General features: G+C 47.8%; 16 protein-coding genes and 1 pseudogene. 10 read left to right on the top strand and 7 right to left on the bottom strand.

Translation table 11 applies throughout. From position 1 onward, the window contains the following. Positions 1–232: 232 nt before the first annotated feature. Genes Q0620_RS06340 through Q0620_RS06330 form a run of 3 tightly spaced genes read right to left on the bottom strand, consistent with a single transcriptional unit; the run spans position 233 to position 2,734 of the window. Positions 233–1,282, bottom strand: a complete 1,050-nt coding sequence (locus Q0620_RS06340) for a dehypoxanthine futalosine cyclase (protein WP_298783839.1) — start codon at positions 1,280–1,282, stop codon at positions 233–235. Then, the gene (locus Q0620_RS06335; RefSeq protein WP_298783837.1) at positions 1,275–1,817 is read right to left on the bottom strand and encodes an NfeD family protein; all 543 of its coding nucleotides are present in this window, start codon (positions 1,815–1,817) and stop codon (positions 1,275–1,277) included. The genes Q0620_RS06340 and Q0620_RS06335 overlap by 8 nt, the downstream gene beginning before the upstream one ends. After that, the gene (locus Q0620_RS06330; RefSeq protein WP_298783835.1) at positions 1,814–2,734 is read right to left on the bottom strand and encodes a stomatin-like protein; all 921 of its coding nucleotides are present in this window, start codon (positions 2,732–2,734) and stop codon (positions 1,814–1,816) included. The genes Q0620_RS06335 and Q0620_RS06330 overlap by 4 nt, the downstream gene beginning before the upstream one ends. A gap of 117 nt (positions 2,735–2,851) precedes the next feature. Here Q0620_RS06330 and Q0620_RS06325 point away from each other — a divergent pair, with 117 nt between their 5' ends. Further along, positions 2,852–4,042, top strand: coding sequence for an MFS transporter (locus Q0620_RS06325; protein ID WP_298783834.1), 1,191 nt, complete (start codon positions 2,852–2,854; stop codon positions 4,040–4,042). A gap of 10 nt (positions 4,043–4,052) precedes the next feature. Here Q0620_RS06325 and Q0620_RS06320 read toward each other — a convergent pair whose 3' ends face one another. Next, the gene (locus tag Q0620_RS06320) at positions 4,053–5,204 is read right to left on the bottom strand and encodes an MFS transporter (RefSeq protein WP_298783833.1); all 1,152 of its coding nucleotides are present in this window, start codon (positions 5,202–5,204) and stop codon (positions 4,053–4,055) included. Between the two features lie 98 nt (positions 5,205–5,302). Here Q0620_RS06320 and Q0620_RS06315 point away from each other — a divergent pair, with 98 nt between their 5' ends. Next, positions 5,303–5,896 (top strand): hypothetical protein, encoded by a 594-nt coding sequence (locus Q0620_RS06315; protein ID WP_298783832.1) that lies wholly within the window; start codon positions 5,303–5,305, stop codon positions 5,894–5,896. Between the two features lie 319 nt (positions 5,897–6,215). On the opposite strand, the gene Q0620_RS06310 is transcribed toward Q0620_RS06315, so the two are convergent. The 3 genes and pseudogenes from Q0620_RS06310 to murJ form a co-directional block, all read right to left on the bottom strand. Beyond that, complete coding sequence (locus Q0620_RS06310) at positions 6,216–7,937, bottom strand: ABC transporter ATP-binding protein (protein WP_298783831.1); 1,722 nt, start codon at positions 7,935–7,937, stop codon at positions 6,216–6,218. Between the two features lie 1,081 nt (positions 7,938–9,018). Beyond that, positions 9,019–10,470 (bottom strand): annotated as a pseudogene (gene cysS / locus Q0620_RS06305) (cysteine--tRNA ligase); the annotation flags it as partial. Continuing rightward, positions 10,457–11,854 (bottom strand): murein biosynthesis integral membrane protein MurJ, encoded by a 1,398-nt coding sequence (murJ, locus tag Q0620_RS06300; protein ID WP_298783830.1) that lies wholly within the window; start codon positions 11,852–11,854, stop codon positions 10,457–10,459. The gene murJ and the pseudogene cysS, both read right to left, overlap by 14 nt. Positions 11,855–11,934: 80 nt before the next feature. Here murJ and Q0620_RS06295 point away from each other — a divergent pair, with 80 nt between their 5' ends. The 8 genes from Q0620_RS06295 (at position 11,935) to Q0620_RS06260 (ending at position 18,383) form a co-directional block, all read left to right on the top strand. After that, positions 11,935–13,038 (top strand): ABC transporter permease, encoded by a 1,104-nt coding sequence (locus Q0620_RS06295; protein ID WP_298783829.1) that lies wholly within the window; start codon positions 11,935–11,937, stop codon positions 13,036–13,038. Next, the gene (locus Q0620_RS06290; RefSeq protein ID WP_298783828.1) at positions 13,035–13,805 is read left to right on the top strand and encodes an ATP-binding cassette domain-containing protein; all 771 of its coding nucleotides are present in this window, start codon (positions 13,035–13,037) and stop codon (positions 13,803–13,805) included. The genes Q0620_RS06295 and Q0620_RS06290 overlap by 4 nt, the downstream gene beginning before the upstream one ends. A gap of 476 nt (positions 13,806–14,281) precedes the next feature. Continuing rightward, complete coding sequence (locus Q0620_RS06285) at positions 14,282–15,211, top strand: MlaD family protein (protein WP_298027139.1); 930 nt, start codon at positions 14,282–14,284, stop codon at positions 15,209–15,211. Between the two features lie 2 nt (positions 15,212–15,213). Further along, positions 15,214–15,777, top strand: a complete 564-nt coding sequence (locus tag Q0620_RS06280; protein WP_297943510.1) for a hypothetical protein — start codon at positions 15,214–15,216, stop codon at positions 15,775–15,777. Beyond that, a complete protein-coding gene (gene ruvA / locus Q0620_RS06275; RefSeq protein WP_298020223.1) occupies positions 15,774–16,328 on the top strand; it encodes a Holliday junction branch migration protein RuvA in 555 nt (184 codons plus the stop codon). The genes Q0620_RS06280 and ruvA overlap by 4 nt, the downstream gene beginning before the upstream one ends. Positions 16,329–16,351: 23 nt before the next feature. After that, positions 16,352–17,383: a D-alanine--D-alanine ligase gene (locus Q0620_RS06270; RefSeq protein WP_297881318.1), complete on the top strand. Its 1,032-nt coding sequence runs from the start codon at positions 16,352–16,354 to the stop codon at positions 17,381–17,383. A gap of 60 nt (positions 17,384–17,443) precedes the next feature. Beyond that, positions 17,444–17,662 carry a type II toxin-antitoxin system Phd/YefM family antitoxin gene (locus tag Q0620_RS06265; RefSeq protein ID WP_177389042.1) on the top strand — a complete coding sequence of 73 codons (219 nt, stop codon included), beginning with the start codon at positions 17,444–17,446 and terminating at the stop codon, positions 17,660–17,662. Continuing rightward, positions 17,652–18,383 (top strand): alpha/beta fold hydrolase, encoded by a 732-nt coding sequence (locus Q0620_RS06260; protein WP_298783825.1) that lies wholly within the window; start codon positions 17,652–17,654, stop codon positions 18,381–18,383. The genes Q0620_RS06265 and Q0620_RS06260 overlap by 11 nt, the downstream gene beginning before the upstream one ends. Positions 18,384–18,818 lie beyond the last annotated feature (435 nt).

Genomic DNA, 18,818 nt, shown 5'->3' with positions numbered 1-18,818 from the left:
CCGAAACGCCGCGCCACGGAATTTCGCGTCCGTAAAATTTTAAGGCGAAATTCCACAGCAAAATGAAATTTTACCGTGCAAATTCCGCTTGCGCCAGTAAATTTAAACCTATCCGATATCAAATTTTAAATTTCGTTCGAGAAAATTCGCTATCTGTTTTAAGGCAAAATTCTACCGCTAAATTCTAGCCGTAAGCGCATAAATTTCTGCCGCAAACACGCAAAACCCGCGCCTAAGCGTACGTCTCCAAAATATCGTAGTTGGTGTTGCGCTTGGCGGGTATTTCGCCTATGTCGCGGATCAGCGCTATCATCTCGTCCTTGCTCATCCGAAAGCTCGCGCCTGCCGCCTTTACGACGTTTTCCTCCATCATCGTGCTTCCAAGATCGTTCGCGCCGAATTTCAGCGCCAGCTGCCCGATGTAGCTGCCCTGCGTGACCCAGCTGCTTTGGATGTTTTTGAAATTATCCAAAAATAGCCGCGAAACGGCGAGCAGGCGCAGGTAGCGGTTCGGGCTTTGTTTTTTGATCTCGGGATGCTCGCGCAAAAGGCGGGTGTTTTGCCCCTGGAAGCTCCATAAAATGAACGCTCGAAAGCCGCCCGTGCGGTCTTGCAGCTCGCGGATTTTATCCCAGTGCTCTACGATCTCGCGCGTGCTTTCCAGCGTGCCGAACATCATCGTGGCGGTCGTTTTCATGCCGATGCTGTGCGCCTCCTCGTGTACTCTAAGCCACGTGGCGCTATCGCTTTTGCGCGGCGCTACTAGCTCTCGCACGCGGTCGCTTAAAATTTCGGCTCCGGCTCCGGGCATCGAGTAGAGCCCCTTGGCTTGCAGCCTGCGAAGCACTTCGAGCGTGCTGATGCCGCTAAGGCGCGCGATATAATCGATCTCGATCGCCGAGAAGCCGTGGATCGTGATGCTCGGATAATTTTTGCGAATGAACTCCACCAGATCCTCGTACCATTCGATTTTCAGCTTCGGATGGACGCCGCCTTGAAATAAAATTTGCGTGCCGCCCACGGCGATGAGCTCCTCGATCTTTTCACTAATCTGCTCAAAGCTCAGCACATAGGCGTCCGCGTCGCTTGCGTGGCGATAAAATGCGCAAAATTTGCAATCTATCATGCAGGCGTTGGTGTAGTTTATGTTTCGATCGATGATGAAGGTCGTGACGCGGTCCGGGTGCAGCTCGCGCTTGCGCGCAAACGCCGCGCGCCCAAGCTCGTTTAGATCGGCATGCTCGATCAGCTCTAGCGCCTCATCGGCGCTCATTCTAGCCATTGGCTCCCTTTAAATTTACATCGCTCGCGGCGGCGTTAGATTTTTTATCGTCGGCACTCGTGCCGTCCGCGTCGCCTAAATTTGCACCGCCGTCATTTAAATTTACGCTGTCTGCGCCGCTAGAATTTCGACTGTTATCTTTTTTAATCACGATTTGGCCGTTTTTTACGCCTAAAATTTCGACGCGGTCACCTTCGTCAAACTCTGAAATTTCATCGCTTTTCCAAAACGTGCCTTTGAAATAGACCATGCCGTTTTTGACGGTGCCGGTGCCGCTTTCGTCTAAAAAGTTATCCTCATGTTTCTCTTCGGGTTTGAAAAAGCGCGATTTTAGCGGCTTTTTAAATGCGATCAGAAGCACGAAAGAAAGCACGAACGAAAGCAGAATTTGCACGTCCCAATCAAGATGAAAGCCGAAGCTCAAAAGCCCCGTGATGAAAAATCCGGCGCTGAAAAATATAAAGGTAAAATCCATCACCAAAAGCTCGACGATCGCCAAAATCACGCCGATTATGATAAAAATCAGCGCGTTCATTTGAGCTCCTTCGCGCCGTTTTTGCCGAGGAATTCTTTAAGCACGCTAAGAGAGCCGAGAAGCTCGCTTGTTTCGTAAGGGATCAAAATTTTATCCTTGCTCGAGTTTTTGGACAGCTCGCTGAAGGCGTTTACGCGACCCTGCGCGAGCAGGTATTCCGCCGCAAAGCTGGAAGCACTCATCGCTAAATTTATACTGTCCATCGCGTCCTTTTGACCTTGCGCGAGCGCGATCTGCTCATATTTTTTCGCATCCGCCATACGCTCGATCGCCTCGGCTTCGAGCACCTTCTCCTGCTTTAGCGCTTCGGCGTTTCGGATGAGAGCCGCTTTTTCAGCCTCGGCTTTAAGCTCGATCGCGCGCTTTTCGCGCTCGGCCTTCATCTGCATATTCATCGCCTCTTCGATGCCGTGCGGTACCGAAATTTCGGAAATCTCCACGCGCATGATCTTTACGCCCCAGTTATCCGCGGCGTCGCCCAGAGCGATTTGCAGCTTGGAATTTAGCTGATCGCGCGAACTAAGCGTGCTGTCTAAGCTCATCTCGCCGATCGCGCTACGTAGCGTCGTCATCGCTAAATTTGAAATTGCGCGACGATAATCCTCGACGTTGTAAAGCGCCATCTTGCCGTCGATGACTTTTAAAAACACGATACCATCTACGCTTATGTTGACGTTATCTTTAGTGATGACTTGCTGCTTGCTGATGTCCACCAGCTGCTCGCGCACGCTCATCTTCGCGCGTACCGCGTCAAAAAACGGCACGATGATGTGAAAGCCGCCGTCGAGCACCTTGTGAAAGCGACCCAGCCGCTCGATGATTAAAATTTCCGATTGTGAGACGATCTTGACCCCCATCTTTAGAATTGCCGCGATGAGGACGCAAAATACTATTACCGTAGTTACGAACCCTTCCATTTTCACTCCTGAATTAAAATTTCGCAATTATAGCATTTTTAGCTTATTTTGGCTTTTAAGGCGCGCCGTGATACAATTTCGCTAGATTTTTTATATTAAATTACGGGATAAAATTTTATGATCAGATACATCGTGCTGCTTCGACATTCACGCAACTACCGCCTGCTCTTTTCGGCGGGTTTTATATGTATGTTCGGCTTGTGGTTTTCAGTGGTGGGGGTCGCTACGCTACTGATTGAACTTGGCGCGCCGGTGTGGGCGATTACGGCGGTGGGCGTCGTTTCGTTCGTGCCGAATGTTTTTTTAGCGCCCATTAACGGCATCATCGTGGATAAATTTCAACCAAAGCCGCTGATGACGGCGATGTTTATAACCGAGATGATCAGTATTTTCATGCTGATTTTTATCGATAGTTTGAATTATCTGTGGCTACTGCTTCTGATCGTGGTCGTGCGAAGCGTCGCAGGCACGCTGTTTTTTCAGACCGAATCTTCCACGCTGCCGAAATTTCTAAGCCGCCCTTATCTCAAGCTTGCTAACGAGATGACGGGCATTATCTGGACGATCACATATACCTTCGGAATGGCGAGTGCAGGCATTTTTATCCACTATTTCGGCGTGCGAGCGGCATTTATTTTGGACTTTTGTTTATACATTTTTGCATTTTTCATCCTGCTGCGGCTAAATTTTAAAGACCTTGCAAAAAACGCGCCAGGGCCCGTGTTTAAGATGCTCAAAGAGGGGTTTTCTTACCTGCGCTCGCATCCTTTGGTCGTGCATCTCATCGTCCTTCACGCCTTCGTCGCCGTCACCACCTACGACAATCTCATCGCGCTTCTTGCGAAGTATAAATACAAAGAAATTTTAAGCGCCTCGCTAGTCATCGGGCTTATGAATATGTCGCGCTCGGCGGCTGCGTTTTTCGGACAGATATGGTTAAGCAAGATCGTTAATAAACATACGTTTTTTTGGCTATTGCTGGGGCAGTTTGCGGGCATTGCGCTGTGGGCTGTGCTGGAGTTTAACTACTGGCTTTCGTTTGCGGGCATGATCGCAGCGGGATTTTTCATCACGACGGTGTGGTCATATTCTTTTACGCAGCTGCAAAGCCACGTCGACAGGGAGTTTTTCGGGCGCGTCATCGCCTACAACGACATGGCGTATTTCATCGTCGCGACGCTCGTGTCGGCTGCGATCGGATTTTTTTTCGAGCTTGGATTTTCGCTTTCGCAAATCACCTTCGGCATGGGCTTTATGTTTGCAATCGCGGCATTTTATTATAAATTTTTGATCTACGAAAAAATTTAAAATTTTAAAGCTATCTTTTCGGCGCGATCTCGGGGCGGAAGATAGCAAATATAAATAAAAAGCTCATCGCTGCGAAAAACACCCAAATAAAGCCGTTTGCGCCCAAAAATTTCATCATCGCGCCGATTATCAAAGGCGAGCAGAGCGACGCGCTCGAATAGATAAAGAGCATTGCCGCTGAAATTTGCACGCGAGATGCGCCCTCGCCGGTGATGGAGTCGTTTGCGCGCGCTATGGCAAGCGAATACAAAGGGAAAGCGCCAAATCCCAACATCAACGCAAGCGCGCACGTTAGGATGAAGCTTTTAGCAAAAAATAGCGCCACGCAGGAAATAAGACCTACGGCGCAAACTATCATTATGGCGCGTTTGCGACCAAACTTATCTGAAATAGTGCCACAGACGAGCTGCGCTAAGAAGCCTCCTGCCATCGCCGATCCCATAAATGCCCCCACCGAGCCGACTCCAAGCCCCGCGCTTAACACGAAAACGCTCGCCATCGAAAAAAAGCCGTTAATCAAAATGCCCGCGCAAACCACCGTCGCAAACGCAAGCGGCGGCACGATCGAGATTTGCGGCATCGAGACGCGCATGCGAGCGGGAACTCTAGGAGGGTTGAAGCGGATTAAATTTACCGGTAGCAGCGCCAGGATGATGAAAAATGCGCTTAGCACGAAGACCTTCATCGTTCCGAAATTTAGCGCCAAGATTATAACTCCTATCGCAAACGCGCCGTAAAAAACCGCTTCGTAGATCGCCAGCACGCGGGAGCGGATGGAGTTTGTGATCTTTGAGTTTATCCAGCTTTCGATTATCATCAAAAGCGCGTAGTAGCAAAAGCCCAAAATGAAGCGCAAAATTGCCCAATATACGAGGTTTGAGCCAAGATCGTGCAGCATCGCCGCGATGCCGAAAAGTGCCGTAAAGACCGCATACGCTCGCACGTATGAGAGTGCGCCGATTATCGAAGGCACAAAAAAGCCGCTAAAGATCGCACCTAAAAAGAAAAACGCCGAAATCGCTCCGATCTCAAGCTCGCTGTGGCCGGATTCTTTTAGCATGATGCCCGCGCTTGCGATGACTAGCGCGTCGCCGATAAACATAAAGAAAATCCCCAGAAATAGGGGGCTTAGCGAGCGTGCCGCGCGCATAGATTCAAACAATGACTTTCCCTTGGAATTAAATTTGGCGTATTGTAGCCTTTTATTGATTAAAGCTCGGTTTTTATGGCAAAATATCTGAAAAATTTTAAGGATCATGTATGAGATTAAAAATTCTAATCGCATTTTTACTAACGGCGATATTTGGTGGGTGTGCGGCGTTTCAAGGTAAGGCGTATAGATCGGAAACCCCCGAAGTAAAGAAAGCGTATAGCACAATCGAACTACCACAAAGCATTATGATAGATGGAGAAACTTTTACTCAAAAGTATAAAAATCTCGTGGCGGCATATTATTATTTAAGCGATGAGGAGGAATATAAATGGAGTAAGCTCGTGTCCATATCGTACTACGGCGATGTAAAAAGTATCGATGGGTATATATACGGGATATATGAAACGATAGCGAAGTCCAATGAAGTGAGAAAAAAAGATGAGTGGCGCTCCCTTGATATCATAAAAACTAGCCCTACGCAAGCCGTAATAGCGATCCTTAATCCGCCTGCCCCCGGAGATCCTAATTTCAATAAATATGAAGTCGATCTAATGGTTGCAGATATGCAAAGTTGTGGACTTATACTTGTGCAATACGCGAAAAATTTCGATTCGGATAGAGATTTTAAAAAGATGCGAAAATTTATAAAGGAAAATCAAGCCAAAATTTTATCGCAGATGCCTAAGATCAAGTGCAGGTAGTGCGCCGAAAAGCCCAGCGTACGATAAAATTTTACCGCAGCGGTTTTAAAACAGCGCGAGCGTTTAAATTTAGAGGCGGGCTCGCAACGAAGCGCTGAAATTTTAAGATAAAATTTTAATCCAAACGTTAAAGCTCTGGCAGTCGTGCCTCGTCGCATCAAAGAGACGAGTTTTATCAAAAAGCCCTGCAGCCAAAACCGCAATCCGCGTGGCAAAATTTCAATCTTTGCGGATAAATTTATGCGGTTTGCTTCAAAGATAAAATTTTAAAATTTCGTAGGGCAAAACCGGGGAGCAAAAGGCGCAGAATTTTAAAACTCTAACCGTTTTGCATTATCCCCTTTAGGCTGCGATACTCCTCGCATTCGCCCGTCAGCTTCACGTCGGTGCCGATGGCGAGAATGCGGCCGTTTTTCATCACGGCGATATTATCGGCGCGCTCGATCGTGGAGAGGCGGTGAGCGATTACAAAGACGATTTTGCTTTGTTTGATCTTTTCGATGACGTTTGAGATCTCCTTTTCGCTTGCGTTATCCAGCGCCGAAGTCGCCTCGTCGAATATTAAAATTTGCGGGTCCTTATACAGCGCGCGCGCGATGGCGATACGCTGGCGCTGTCCGCCGCTAAGATTTGCGCCGAACTCGCTAAGCACGGTGTAAATTCCATCCTTCATCGAGCTTACGAACTCATAGGCGTTGGCGAGCTTGAGTGCCTCTATGACGCGCTGCTCGTTAAATTCCGCTCCGTAGCTTACGTTTTGTGCGATCGTGTCGTTGAAAATATAGACGCGCTGGCTTACGAGACCGATATTTTCGCGCAGGCTAGGGATGCTAAACTCGCCGATCTCGTCGTTGCCGTTGAATAAAATTTTACCGCTGCTTGCGTCGTAAAAGCGCATCAGAAGGTTCACGACCGAGCTTTTGCCGCCGCCGCTGTTTCCCACGAGCGCTAAAATTTCGCCCTTTTTGACGCTAAAGCTTATGTCTTTCAGCGCCGCCTTGTCGCCGTAGTTTAGCGACACGTCGCAAAAGCTCACCGAGCCTATCTCGCCCATCTGCTTGCCGCCTCCGACGATCGTAGGCTCCAAGTCTATGAGCTCAAACGTCCGCTCGCTCGCCGCGATGGCGTCTTGCATATTGTTGTAGAGCGATGAGACCTTTTTTATCGGCGTGTAAACCATAAAAAGCGCCGTAAGGAAGCTGAAAAAGCTGCCGATGCTCATCTGGCCCGCGATGACCTCCTGTCCTCCGACGATGATCACCACGGCGATGCCCACGGCGCCTAGCATCTCCATGATCGGGCTTACCAGGCACGTCGTTACGACCGCCTTTAAATTTAGACCGAAAAATTTCTTGTTTTCGGCGTTAAATTTCTCCACTTCAAAGCTCTCGGCGTTGCTTGCCTTGACGATTTCGATGTTGGAGTAAATTTGGCTGAGCGCCGAGGAGATATCGGATGTTTTCTCTTGAGACTCGCGCGAAATTTTCTTCATCCGCTTTGCAAGGCGCGAGAGTGGATATATCGCGCACGGAAAGACCACGAGCGCGAAAAAAGAGAGCTTTGGGCTCTGATAGATCACGACGCCCAAAAGCCCCAAAATCGTAATGATCTGCGTGAAAAAATCGGGGATCATATTCGAAACCACGACGCGGATACGCTCGATGTCGTTGATCGTGCGGCTGATGAGCTCGCCCGTGCGGAATCGGTTGAAAAAATCCACGTCCAGCCGCACGAGGCTTGCGACGAGCCTATCGCGGAAGCGGCGCACCGTGTCTTGACCGATGAAGGCGGTGAAGTAGTTTTGCATAAACGCACCGCCGCTTTTCATCGCAAAAACCACGATGATCGCGATCGGAAGCGTGTAGAGATACGGCTCGTTTTTTTCGACGAAAATTTTATTTAAAACGGGCTCGACCAGCTTCGCGCTCGCAGCAGTCGCCACGCTCGTCATCACCATACCCAAAATCGCCAATGCAAACTGCGGCTTATAATCCCTAAAATAGGGCTTAAAGCGCGATAGTAAAGTTTTAAAGCCGTTCAAATGCTATCCTTTTTTATAAAATTTTTAAAATTTAAAATCCAAAAATTCATGAAATTTCAAAATTCATGAAATTTCAAAATTCTTGAAATTTTAGAATTTCCAACCCCAAAATTCTTGAAATTTTAAAATTTCGGCCGCGAGGCAGCACGAAATTTATGGGGCGGCGCGGGACTAATTTGCGCTTCGCAAGCTCGCTAAATCAACTCGCTCGCATGCGGCGACCGTGCGGACGACGCCGAGATTTAGCTTTTTTTGTTTGCCGCTTTTAAAGCGTTAAACGCTTAAAGCGAGCGAGTTTTTTATTCATCGCGATCTTTCGCTTTCGCACGCCATAAGCGTTAAATGCTTTGAGGCGCTACAAAAACGCTACAAAGTGCCGTATCGTAATTATATCGCGACTTCGCATCGCCGCGCCGCATTGCGCTTTTACTCACCGCGCTACCTAATAAAATCGCAGCCTGCCTTGTGGTTTTGCCGCTGCGTCAGCCGTATCACCAAATGAAATCGTGACTTTCATCGCTGCGCACACTATGTACGATATCGCCGAATAAAAATCGCGCCGAAATTTGCACGTCGCGGAGCGCATTCCATTATACCAGCCGTGTTAAAATTTACGCACAGGTGCGCTGCAGTGCTGCTTCCACTGCGCTACGGCACAACCCTGCATCGCCAATTGCCGATAAAAATCGCACTGAAATTTACGCACAGTCAGACACGTAGTGCTACCGCTGTACCGCGCTATATCACGCCGCCGCATCGTCCATTGCCGATAAAACGCGGTAAATACGCGCAGACACCGTAGCGTTACTCCATTTTGCCACGGCTATATCGCACCGCTGTATCGCGATACCACAAATAAAATTGTTCCAAAATTGCGCGCGGATTAGCGTTCGGATTTACGCTTCGCTTCATAAAAATCATAAAATTTAGCGTAAAATTTTATGCTAAATTTTATGGTCTACTCCGCTGCGACCTCCCAAACGGTGCCGCTAGGCGTATCCATCACTTCGATCTTCATATCAGCAAGGCACGCCCTGATGGCATCTGCGCTCGCAAAGTCCTTTTCCGCTTTCGCCTGCGCGCGCTGTTTTATCAGCTCCTCGATCTGCGCTCTTTGCTGCTCGCTCACGCCGAAGCGAAAGTATTCGGTCTCATCCTCATATAAAATTCCAAGGGTCTGCTTCGCAAACTCCAAATTTGCGGCGATCTGAGCCTTTAGCGCCTTGTCTTTTGGTGCGCGATCGATAGCTTCGTTCGCGCTTGCTACGAAGCTATCAAGCACCGCAAGCGCGCCTGAAGTATTGAGATCATCGCTTAAAAACTCCATCATCTCCGATCTAAATTTAGCCTCCGCAGCAGGCAGTTCAGACGCAGAATTTTTAGGCTTGGAATTCGGCGCCGTGTTTGGGCTTAAACTTTGAGATCCGTTCGAAGCTAAATTTTGCCCCGCAGCTCCGCAAGCCCGCGCAGAGCTTGCGGATGAAATTTGCGCGGTATGTTCAGATACGCATGTCGCGGAATTTTGCCCCGCAGCGGGAGTTAAAACGTCACGGACACGCTTTTTAAGGCGGTAAATTTTATCGAGCCTCTTTTTACTCGCAAGCAGATCGGTCACCGAATAATTAAAATTTGCCCTGTAATGCGAGCTTAAGAGATAAAATCTCAGCGCCTCGCCGGGTGCGATTTTTAGGGCGTCTCCTACAAAAAAGGAGTTGCCGAGGCTCTTGCTCATCTTTTCGTTATTTACCTGCACGAAGCCATTGTGAAGCCAGTATTTGCTTAGCGCTCTATGGCGGGCGCAGCGGCACTGCGCGGCTTCGTTTTCGTGATGAGGGAAGAGCAGATCGGCGCCGCCTGCGTGAATGTCGATGCAAAATTTCGGATCGCCGCTATCAAGGTGCGCTAAAATCATCGCTACGCACTCGCTGTGCCAGCCCGGGCGCCCTTTGCCAAACGGGCTATCAAACCAATTCTCGTCAAATTTCCACAGCACGAAGTCCTTCTCGTCGTGCTTGGCATCGTTTGAGGCGACGCGGGCAATGTTTTTGCAGGCACCCTCTTTTTTGCCGCTAAGGCTTAGATAATCCCCGTCCTTGCGCGTGTCGAAGTAGATACCATCCCCTGCGATCTCGTAGGCAAAGCCTTTTTGAAGAAGCGAGGATATGAGCTCGCAGATCGCGGCGATATTTTCGGTCGCTTTGGGCGAAATGCTCGCGTCCGCGACGTTTAGCGCGCTCATATCCTGCAAATATCTGCTGGTATAAAATTCCGTGATCTCCCCCAGACTCTTGCCTGTTTCCGCCATCTTTTTTAAAATTTTATCGTCTATATCGGTGAAATTTCGCGCAAATTTAACCTTATAGCCCTCGGCTTGCAGTACGCGGCGCAGCAGATCGAAGCTCACGGCGCTTTTTGCGTGCCCCAGATGCGCGTCGTCATAGACGGTCGGGCCGCAGGCGTAAATGCGCGCTAACCCCTCGCTAATGGGCTTAAAAGGGAGCTTCTTTTTGCTCAAACTATCATAAATTACCATAATACAAGCCTTTTAAAATGTATAAAATCGCCGCTTCGCCCGCACAAAGCGCCGCGATCGCAATAATTTTTTTTGCGCGGATTATAGCCAAAAAGTTATTAAATCCAAAAAAATAGAGGTTGAAGCCGAACAGAAACGCTCCCGTTATCGTGCTTGCAAACGCAAGCCCCACCGCACCGAAGGGTTTAAAAAACAGCGCGCACAAAGCGACGTTTATAAAGACGCACCAGATCGAAATTTTCGCGCTTAGCTTCTGCTTCATATTCGCATACAGCCAGTGCGAAAAAATCCTAGACAGCCCGAACGGCACGAGCCCCACCATATATGCGCCGAGAACTGCGGCGCATTCGATAGAATTTTGGCGGGTAAATTCTCCGCGCTCAAACAGCAGCTGCGTGATCTCGTTTCGCAGCATCACGCCGCCTATCGCAGAGAGCCCGAGTAGCGCCAAAAGGAAGTAAAATCCGCGCTCGACAAGCGCCAGAGCTTGCGCGTCGTCGCGAGCTTTTACAAATTTGCTCATGCGCGGAAAGATCGCCGTGCTAAGCGCGATCGCAAAAAGCGCGAGCGGCAGCTGAAATATGCGGTTGGCGTAGTATAGATAGCTGATACTGCCGCTAGCAAGGAAGCTCGCAAAGAAGGTATCTATAAACGAGCTTAGCTGAAGTGCCGACGCACCGAGCACGCCTGCGAAAAAATTTTTATAAAAGCCCTGCGTCTGCGGTTTATCGCCTCGCGCAAGCCGCGCAAAGCCGCCGGCTAAGACGCGCAGCATGCCGGTGAGCTTCAGCGCATAAACATGCACCGCAAGCTGCAAAAGTCCGCCTGCTACGACGCCGAAGCTAAGATAGAGCACCGCCGTGGCGCCGTCTTTGCCGCGAGCTAGCAGAAGCGCCGCGATCATCGCTAAATTTAAAAGCGCGGTCGAAAACGCCGTCGTAGCGAAGTGGTCGCGATACTGAAGCAGCGAGGCAAAGAGCGTAACGACGAAGATAAACGTAAGGTAGAAAAAATTTATCCGCACGTATGGCACCGCAAGACCGATCTGCTCGGCGCTAAATCCGTATGCCAAAACTTTAGTAAAAACGGGCGCGGCAAGCAGCACGAGCGCCGTTAAAAGCGCGATGAAAATGCTAAATTTAATAAGCACCGCTGCGGCAAAAATTCCTTTTTTGCGCGCGGCGGTAAAACTAGGCAAAAACGCCTGCGTAAAGGCTCCCTCGCCGAATAGTCTGCGGAAAAGATTGGGCAGTTTAAACGCTACGAAAAATAGATCGCTATAAATCCCCGCGCCCAAAACCGATGCGGTAAGCAGGTCGCGCACGAAACCCAAAACTCGCGAAACCAGCGTGCCTGCGCTATTTGTAAAAAAGCCTCTGAGCATAAATCTCCATTAAATTTTATAAAATGCCAAGGTTGATTATATTATAATTTCCCCTATTTTTTGATTTTGGAGAGAAATTTTTGCGGAATTTAGCCTTTTCGCTCGAAAGCTCGGGCGGGAAAAACACCTTATCGCTACGCGGGCAGTGGAACTACAAAAGCTCGCGCTCGCAGTTACTTGCACTAAAAAAAGCGGTAAAAAATTTAAACGAGCTGGAGCTAAGCTTAAGCGAAATTTCAAATTTAGACTACTTCATGGCGTTGATGATCAAAAACGCCCTTGCCGGCAAGCGGGTTAGCCTTGTGGAGGATAGCAGTAAAGCCGCCAAAATTCTAAGCTTTATGGATGATAAAACGATCGATTTTAGCTACGTACCCGAATCTCGCAGGCTAAATTTTTTAGCGCAGATCGGACTTTATTGCCATCTTGGAATTCTAGGCTTGCTAAGCCTTGCAAGCTTTTTAGGCGAGTTTTTTTCTAAACTCGCGGCTTTTGTAATTCATCCGATGAAATTCCGTTTCAAAGAAATCGTAAATTTCATCAAAGATAGCGGTATAGACGCGCTTTTCATCGTCTCATTGACGGCATTTTTGATCGGCATCGTGCTTGCTTACATCGGCTCGGATATGCTTTCTAAATTTGGTGCCAGCATCTATATCATTGATATAATGGGTGCTTTGACGCTTCGCGAGGTAGCACCTCTAATCGCCGCTATCGTTATCGCGGGTCGTTCGGCTTCGAGCTTTACGGCGCAGATTGGCGTGATGAAGATCACAGAAGAGATTGATGCGATGAGGACGATGGGCTTTGATCCGTTTTATTTTCTTGCGATGCCGCGCATTATCGCGATGGTACTAATCATGCCGCTAGTTATTTTTATCGCAGACGGCGTGAGTATCCTTGCGCAGATGATTGTGTGTGACGCGTATTTAGACATAGCCTTTAGCGATTATTTGGATAGATTTAAGGCTTCTGTAGAGCTTAGGCATTTTTTAGTAGGTATGATTAAAGCGCCGTTTTTCGGGGCATTCATTGCTATCATCGGCTGCATGCGGGGTTTCGAAGTAAAAGGAAATACCCAAAGCATCGGCGAATACACCACGATCAGCGTCGTAAATGCGATATTTTGGGTCATCGCGATCGACGCGGTATTTGCGGTTTTGTTTTCGGAAATCGGGCTATGAGCGAGCAAATGCAATCCAGCGAAAGCGCTAAAATTATCGTCGCGCGCGACGTTACTACCGCGTACGGATCGCGCGTTATGCACGATTGCGTGAGTTTTAGCGTCAAAAAGGGCGAAATTTACGGCTTTTTAGGCGGCAGCGGCAGCGGTAAAACGACGTTAATGAAAACCCTCATATTTTTAAAACGCCCGCAAAGCGGCGAGATTAAAATTTTCGGGCGCGATATTTGGCGCGCGAGCGAGGCGGAGCAAAACGAGATCCGCCTAAAATGCGGCGTGATGTTTCAGTTCGGCGCGCTTTACAGCTCAATGAGCGTGCTCGAAAACGTAGGTGTGCTACTGCGCGAATACTCTAAATTTAGTGAGCGCGAGATAGATGAGCTATCGATGTTTTGGATCCAAAAGGTGGGGCTTAAGAAGGAGGCCGCCGCGCTTAGACCAAACGAGCTTAGCGGCGGTATGAAAAAGCGCGTGGCGCTGGCTCGCGCGCTAGCACTTAGCCCTGAAATTTTATTTTTGGACGAGCCAAACTCAGGGCTTGATCCGCTCAGCGCCAGAGCCCTTGATAGGCTTGTTTGCGAGCTTAGAGACAGCCTTGGCGTCACGGTCGTGATGGTCACGCACGACGTGGATAGTATCTTTGACATTTTGGATAGGTTTTTGATCGTGGATAATCAAAAAATCGCCTTTGAAGGAAGCATCGAGGAGATTTCAGGCTTAAAGAATAACCCGCTTGAAGAGCTATTTAAGATGCGGCAAAGGGATTGAGCTTTGAAATTTACCGAGCTAAAATACAGCTCGCGGCGAGTAAAATTTAGATAGGTAGGAGCTGAAATTTTAAAATAGCAGCGGAAGAATTTTAAATTTTAAACCTAGCGAGGAATTCCTGGCTTCGCAGGGCTTAAATTTTAAAATTTAGACTTTAGCGGCTCAATCGAAATTTTAAAATTTAGGCGGGTCGTATTTAAGGGCGCATTTATTGGATAGTGCATTAAATTTTAAAAATTTAAACGAGCAAATGGCGCTAAATTAAATCGGGGCGGTAGAATTTTACGCTAAAATACGGCGCGGCGATATTTTGAAATTTCAAAATGCACGCTAAGCTTTAAAATTTAAACTCAGATGATTCTGCAAATTTTGCGACTATTTGAGAAAAGGCTAAGTTTTAAAATTTAAGCTTAAACGGCTATTTTTAAGGCATATCGCAGGGCTTAAATTTTACACTCTGAAATTAGGAGAAAAGATTGGAAAATAGAACTTCATACACGATAGTAGGCGCATTTGTTATGATCTGCGTCGCGGCTCTTACGGCATTTATGTGGTGGATGCTTACTAAGACCGACCGCAGCGAGAGCTACCGCTCCTACTATATCCACACAAAAGAGCTTCCCGTAGGCATTAAGGAGAATTCCGAAGTTAAATTTATCGGCGTAAATGCGGGCATCATCAAAAGTATCGACTTTGCCGATATCGAAAATGCGATTATTGAGATTGAAATTTCGGTAAAAAGCAAGCTACCGATCTCGCAAGATAGCGTCGCCAAGGTAGAATCTCAAGGCATCAGCGGAATCGCGTTTATAAATATCACGAAAGGAAGCGGCAAGCTTTTCCCGCCGAATGATAAAAAGCCGATAATTGCGCTGGATAAAACGCTTCTTGATAAAATCGGCTCTAAAGCTGAAGTCATCACCGATAGCGTGAGCGAGATGATCTTTAAGATTAATGGGCTGTTGTCTAAACAAAATACTGATAAAGTGGATAGAATTCTATCTTCGATGGATAAATTTAGCGCTGAGCTAAGCGATGAAAAAAAATTCCAAAGCCTAGACGCACTGCTTGCTAATGTAAATACTCTCATAGCAAATTTAAACGAGCGCGAGAAGGAGCTAGACGCGCTGCTAGATAATCTAAACGCCTTTGCCGTGAGTGCTGCCAATCTATCGAATTCACTGGATAAAACCGCAGGTATCATCACTAAGCGTATCGATCGCGGCGAGTACAATCTAAAAGCGATCTTGGATCCTACGCTTGAGGAGGCAAAAAACACTCTTGGCGAGCTGAAAAAATCGCTTAGAGAATTCCAAGGCGCGATGTTTAGGCTAGAGGACAATCCTTATGATTTCTTTTTTAAAGACACTTCTAAAAGCGCGGATCGCGACGATAAAAAGGAATAAAGATGAAAAATTTTATAAAGTTTACGCTTGCTGCGACGCTGGCGGCGATATTTTTAGGCGGCTGCTTAGCTAAGCAGGCTAAGCCATACACCTACTACGAGCTGCGTTATGATCAAAAGCGTTGCGTAAATCCTAGCGGTACGCGCAAAAATATCTTTATCGACACCATCACGGCGACCGATCTCGTCGATAGGCGGGATATTTTAATAGTAGATTTTAGAAACCGAACGCGGTTCGCAAGCGACGCCAAATTTATCACGATGCCTAGCGAGATGGTATATAAGGCGCTGCTTGATGCGGCATTTTCCACCTGCTCGCTAAATCCGATATTTGTGCCAAAAGAGCGGGATTTGCGCCTAAAAACCAGTATCGTAGCGCTTCAGGTCAATAACGATCAAGCAACTGTCACGATGGGGTATGAAATTTTGAATTCTTTAGAAAGCATAAAATCAGGCATCGTCACTAAGCGCGTTTTTGTGCCTGATCCTAGCTCGCAAAGCATTTATAATGCTCTAAATTTAGCGCTTAATGAGAGCATAAACGAAATTTTAAAGGCTCTTAGATGATAGCGGCAATCGAAGGAATTATCACGCGCAAGGAGCCCACTGCTTGCGTCATTAAATGCGCTAGCGGCGTAAGCTACGCCCTTTCATTGTCATTAAATACCTCCGCGAAGCTCACGCAGGGCAGGCTGACCGAGCTTGCGTGCGTACAAATTCTGCGCGAGGATGCCGATTCGCTGTATGGGTTTTTAGACGAGAGTGAAAAAAGGATGTTTGAAACTCTAATCAAGCTTAGCGGTGTAGGTGCAAGCACGGCGATGGCGGTTTGTTCGACGCTCGCTCCGCAGGATTTCGCGCGTTGCGTAGCTACGGGGGATGCTGCGACGCTAACTTCAGTTCCGGGCATCGGCCCAAAGACCGCTAGACGGATCATTGCCGAACTAGGCGATGCGAAGCTAATGGAATTCGGTCCTAGCGAGACTTATAAAAATGAAGCGGCGTCCGCGCTACAAAGCCTTGGATTTAAGCGCGATAAGATCAATCAAATTTTAGCGGGCTGCAGCAGCACGAATACGTCAGATCTTGTCAAAGAGGCGTTAAAAAAATTAGCGTAGAAAATAAAATTTGAAGGAAAGCAATGAAATTTGGCATAGTTTTTGGAGCTCAAAGCTACGAGCACGAAGTAAGTATCATCTCGGCAATTGCCGTCAAAAATGCCCTAAAAGGCTGGGACTTGGAGTTTGTATTTTGCGATAAAAATCGTAAATTTTACCGCATTGAGGATAAAAATATGCGCGCGGCGTATTTTAAGCAGGGCGGCTATGCTAAAGCAAAAGAGCTTAGCATCGGTGCGGGCGGATTTTTTGAGAGCGGAATGTTTAGCAAAAGCATGCTAGAAGTCGGCACATATATCAATCTAATCCACGGCTGCGACGGCGAGGATGGCAAAATGGCAGCGCTATTTGAGTTTTTTGGCATCCCTTATATCGGACCTCGCATAGAAGCTAGCGTGCTAAGCTATAATAAAATTTTAACCAAGCACCTAGCTGCAATCGCAAATGTAAAAACCCTGCCGTATGAGATCGTAAATCGTACTAGTCTGCCTAATTTTAATTTTCCGATCATCGTTAAACCCGCTCATTTGGGCTCTAGCATCGGAATTTCGATAGCCAAGAACGAAAGCGAGTTTAGCTACGCGCTAGATCAGGCTTTTGAGCTGGACGACAGCGCGATCGTAGAGCCATACTGGGAAAACGTAAAGGAATTCAATCTCGCAGGCGCTAAAATAGACGGCAAAATCGTATTTTCGAATATCGAAGAGCCGAAAAAAGAGGGCTATTTAAATTTCGATCGTAAGTATTTGGATTTTTCGCGTAGTGGCGCGATCGAGCCCGCTCGTCCTGGCGCTTTGCTAGAGGGTAAGATGAAAGACGCCTTTACGCGGCTTTATAACGCAGGATCATTCGATGGCGCGCTCATTCGCTGCGATTTTTTTGAAAAAGAGGGCGAAATTTATCTAAATGAAATAAATCCGAACCCAGGCAGCCTCGCAAACTACCTATTTGATGATTTCTCCGAGGTTTTAGCAGCTCTTGCTTCGTCGCTGCCGCCGATGAGGCAGATCCCTGTAAGCTACGAGCTGATCACCAAAATCACCGCTAATAAATAGCCAATCGTTTAAAATTTTACGCTAAATTTTGCGTAAAATTTTACTCCAAAAGGTCGAGTTATGATAAATCAAGACGAAATTTACACCGCTACCGAGATCGTGCGCAACTTCAGCACCGTTTTAAACAAGATCAAAAACCAAGAGATTAAAAAAGCCCTGATCGTCAAAAATAACAAATTCGAAGCCGTGATGATCAGTATGAGCGAGTTTGAGCGGCTCGAAAAAGCAGTCGAGCTACTCAAGGCCGTTTACGCCAAAAGGAGCGGCGGTGGCGAGTAAGGAGCTCGTCTGCGGCGGCGAAAGCTACAAGATCAGCTACGAAATTTCAAACCTGCAGCGCACCGAATATATTTTGGTGTTGCACGGCTGGGGTGCAAACAAAGCGCTTATGTCTAGAGTTTTTGCGGATAAATTCCGCCGTTACGCGTTAGTGTGCATCGATCTGCCGGGATTCGGCGCCAGCTCGCAGCCCGCGCGCGCCCTTGGCAGCGAGGATTACGCGGAGATTATGCGCGCCTTTATCGCAGCTTTTGGCAAGCAGCCCGCAGCGATTATGGGGCACAGCTTCGGCGGCAAGATCGCTGCATTGCTAGCTCCACGCAATCTCATACTGCTAAGCAGCGCCGGTATCATCGAACCCAAGCCCTTTGCCGTGCGCGCCAAAATCGCGATTTTTAAAATTTTAAAAAGATTTGGCCTGGCGGGGCTTTGGCGTGCGTTTGCGAGCAAGGATGCCGCAGGTATGAGCAAGACGATGTATGAGACGCTAAAAAACGTCGTAAATGAGGACTTTCGCGATATTTTTTCCGCGCTAAGCCCGCAAAATGCGCTCATCTTTTGGGGCAAGGACGATCGCGCCACTAGCCTAAAAAGCGGCGAGCTGATCCACTCGCTCATTAAAAACAGCAAATTTTATCCGCTGGCGGGGGATCACTTTTTCTTTTTGCAGAGCGCGGATTTTATCGGCGAGCAGATCGAAAAGGAGCTTGGCGGCAGCTAAATTTAACGATTTGGCGCCGCGCGTTTTAAAATTTTGCAATCTGTTTGCGCCAAAGATCGCAAACCGAAGCGTAAATTTAAACATAAAAGCCGCGAAGTATGCGGCATATATTTAAAATTTAGCGACGCAAAATACGCTCTTTGGGCGCGTAGTTCAAAACGCAAAGCTCAAATTGCAGCGTGCCGCGTTAAATTTTAAAATTTTAACGCAGCAGCGGGTCATTTCCACTCTGTGCTTGCGGTTGCGGCAGCCGTATAAATGAGGCGAAACCGCGTGTGTGCACCGAAAAGCGGACGATTATTTGGTCGCATAGCTGCGTCATGTATTTGTCGCGATACAAGGCCTATATTCCGCAAATAATACAAACATCGCGCGAGGTGGGGCTAGATATCGTAAGATATACAGCATGCGAAAATTTCAGGTCGCAAGAGATGA

The sequence above is a fragment of the uncultured Campylobacter sp. genome (genome assembly GCF_938017615.1).
In the GTDB taxonomy this organism is placed as follows: Bacteria; Campylobacterota; Campylobacteria; order Campylobacterales; family Campylobacteraceae; genus Campylobacter_B.
Note: the sequence above shows the minus strand (reverse complement) of the source record. Positions and strands in the feature narration are given on the sequence as shown.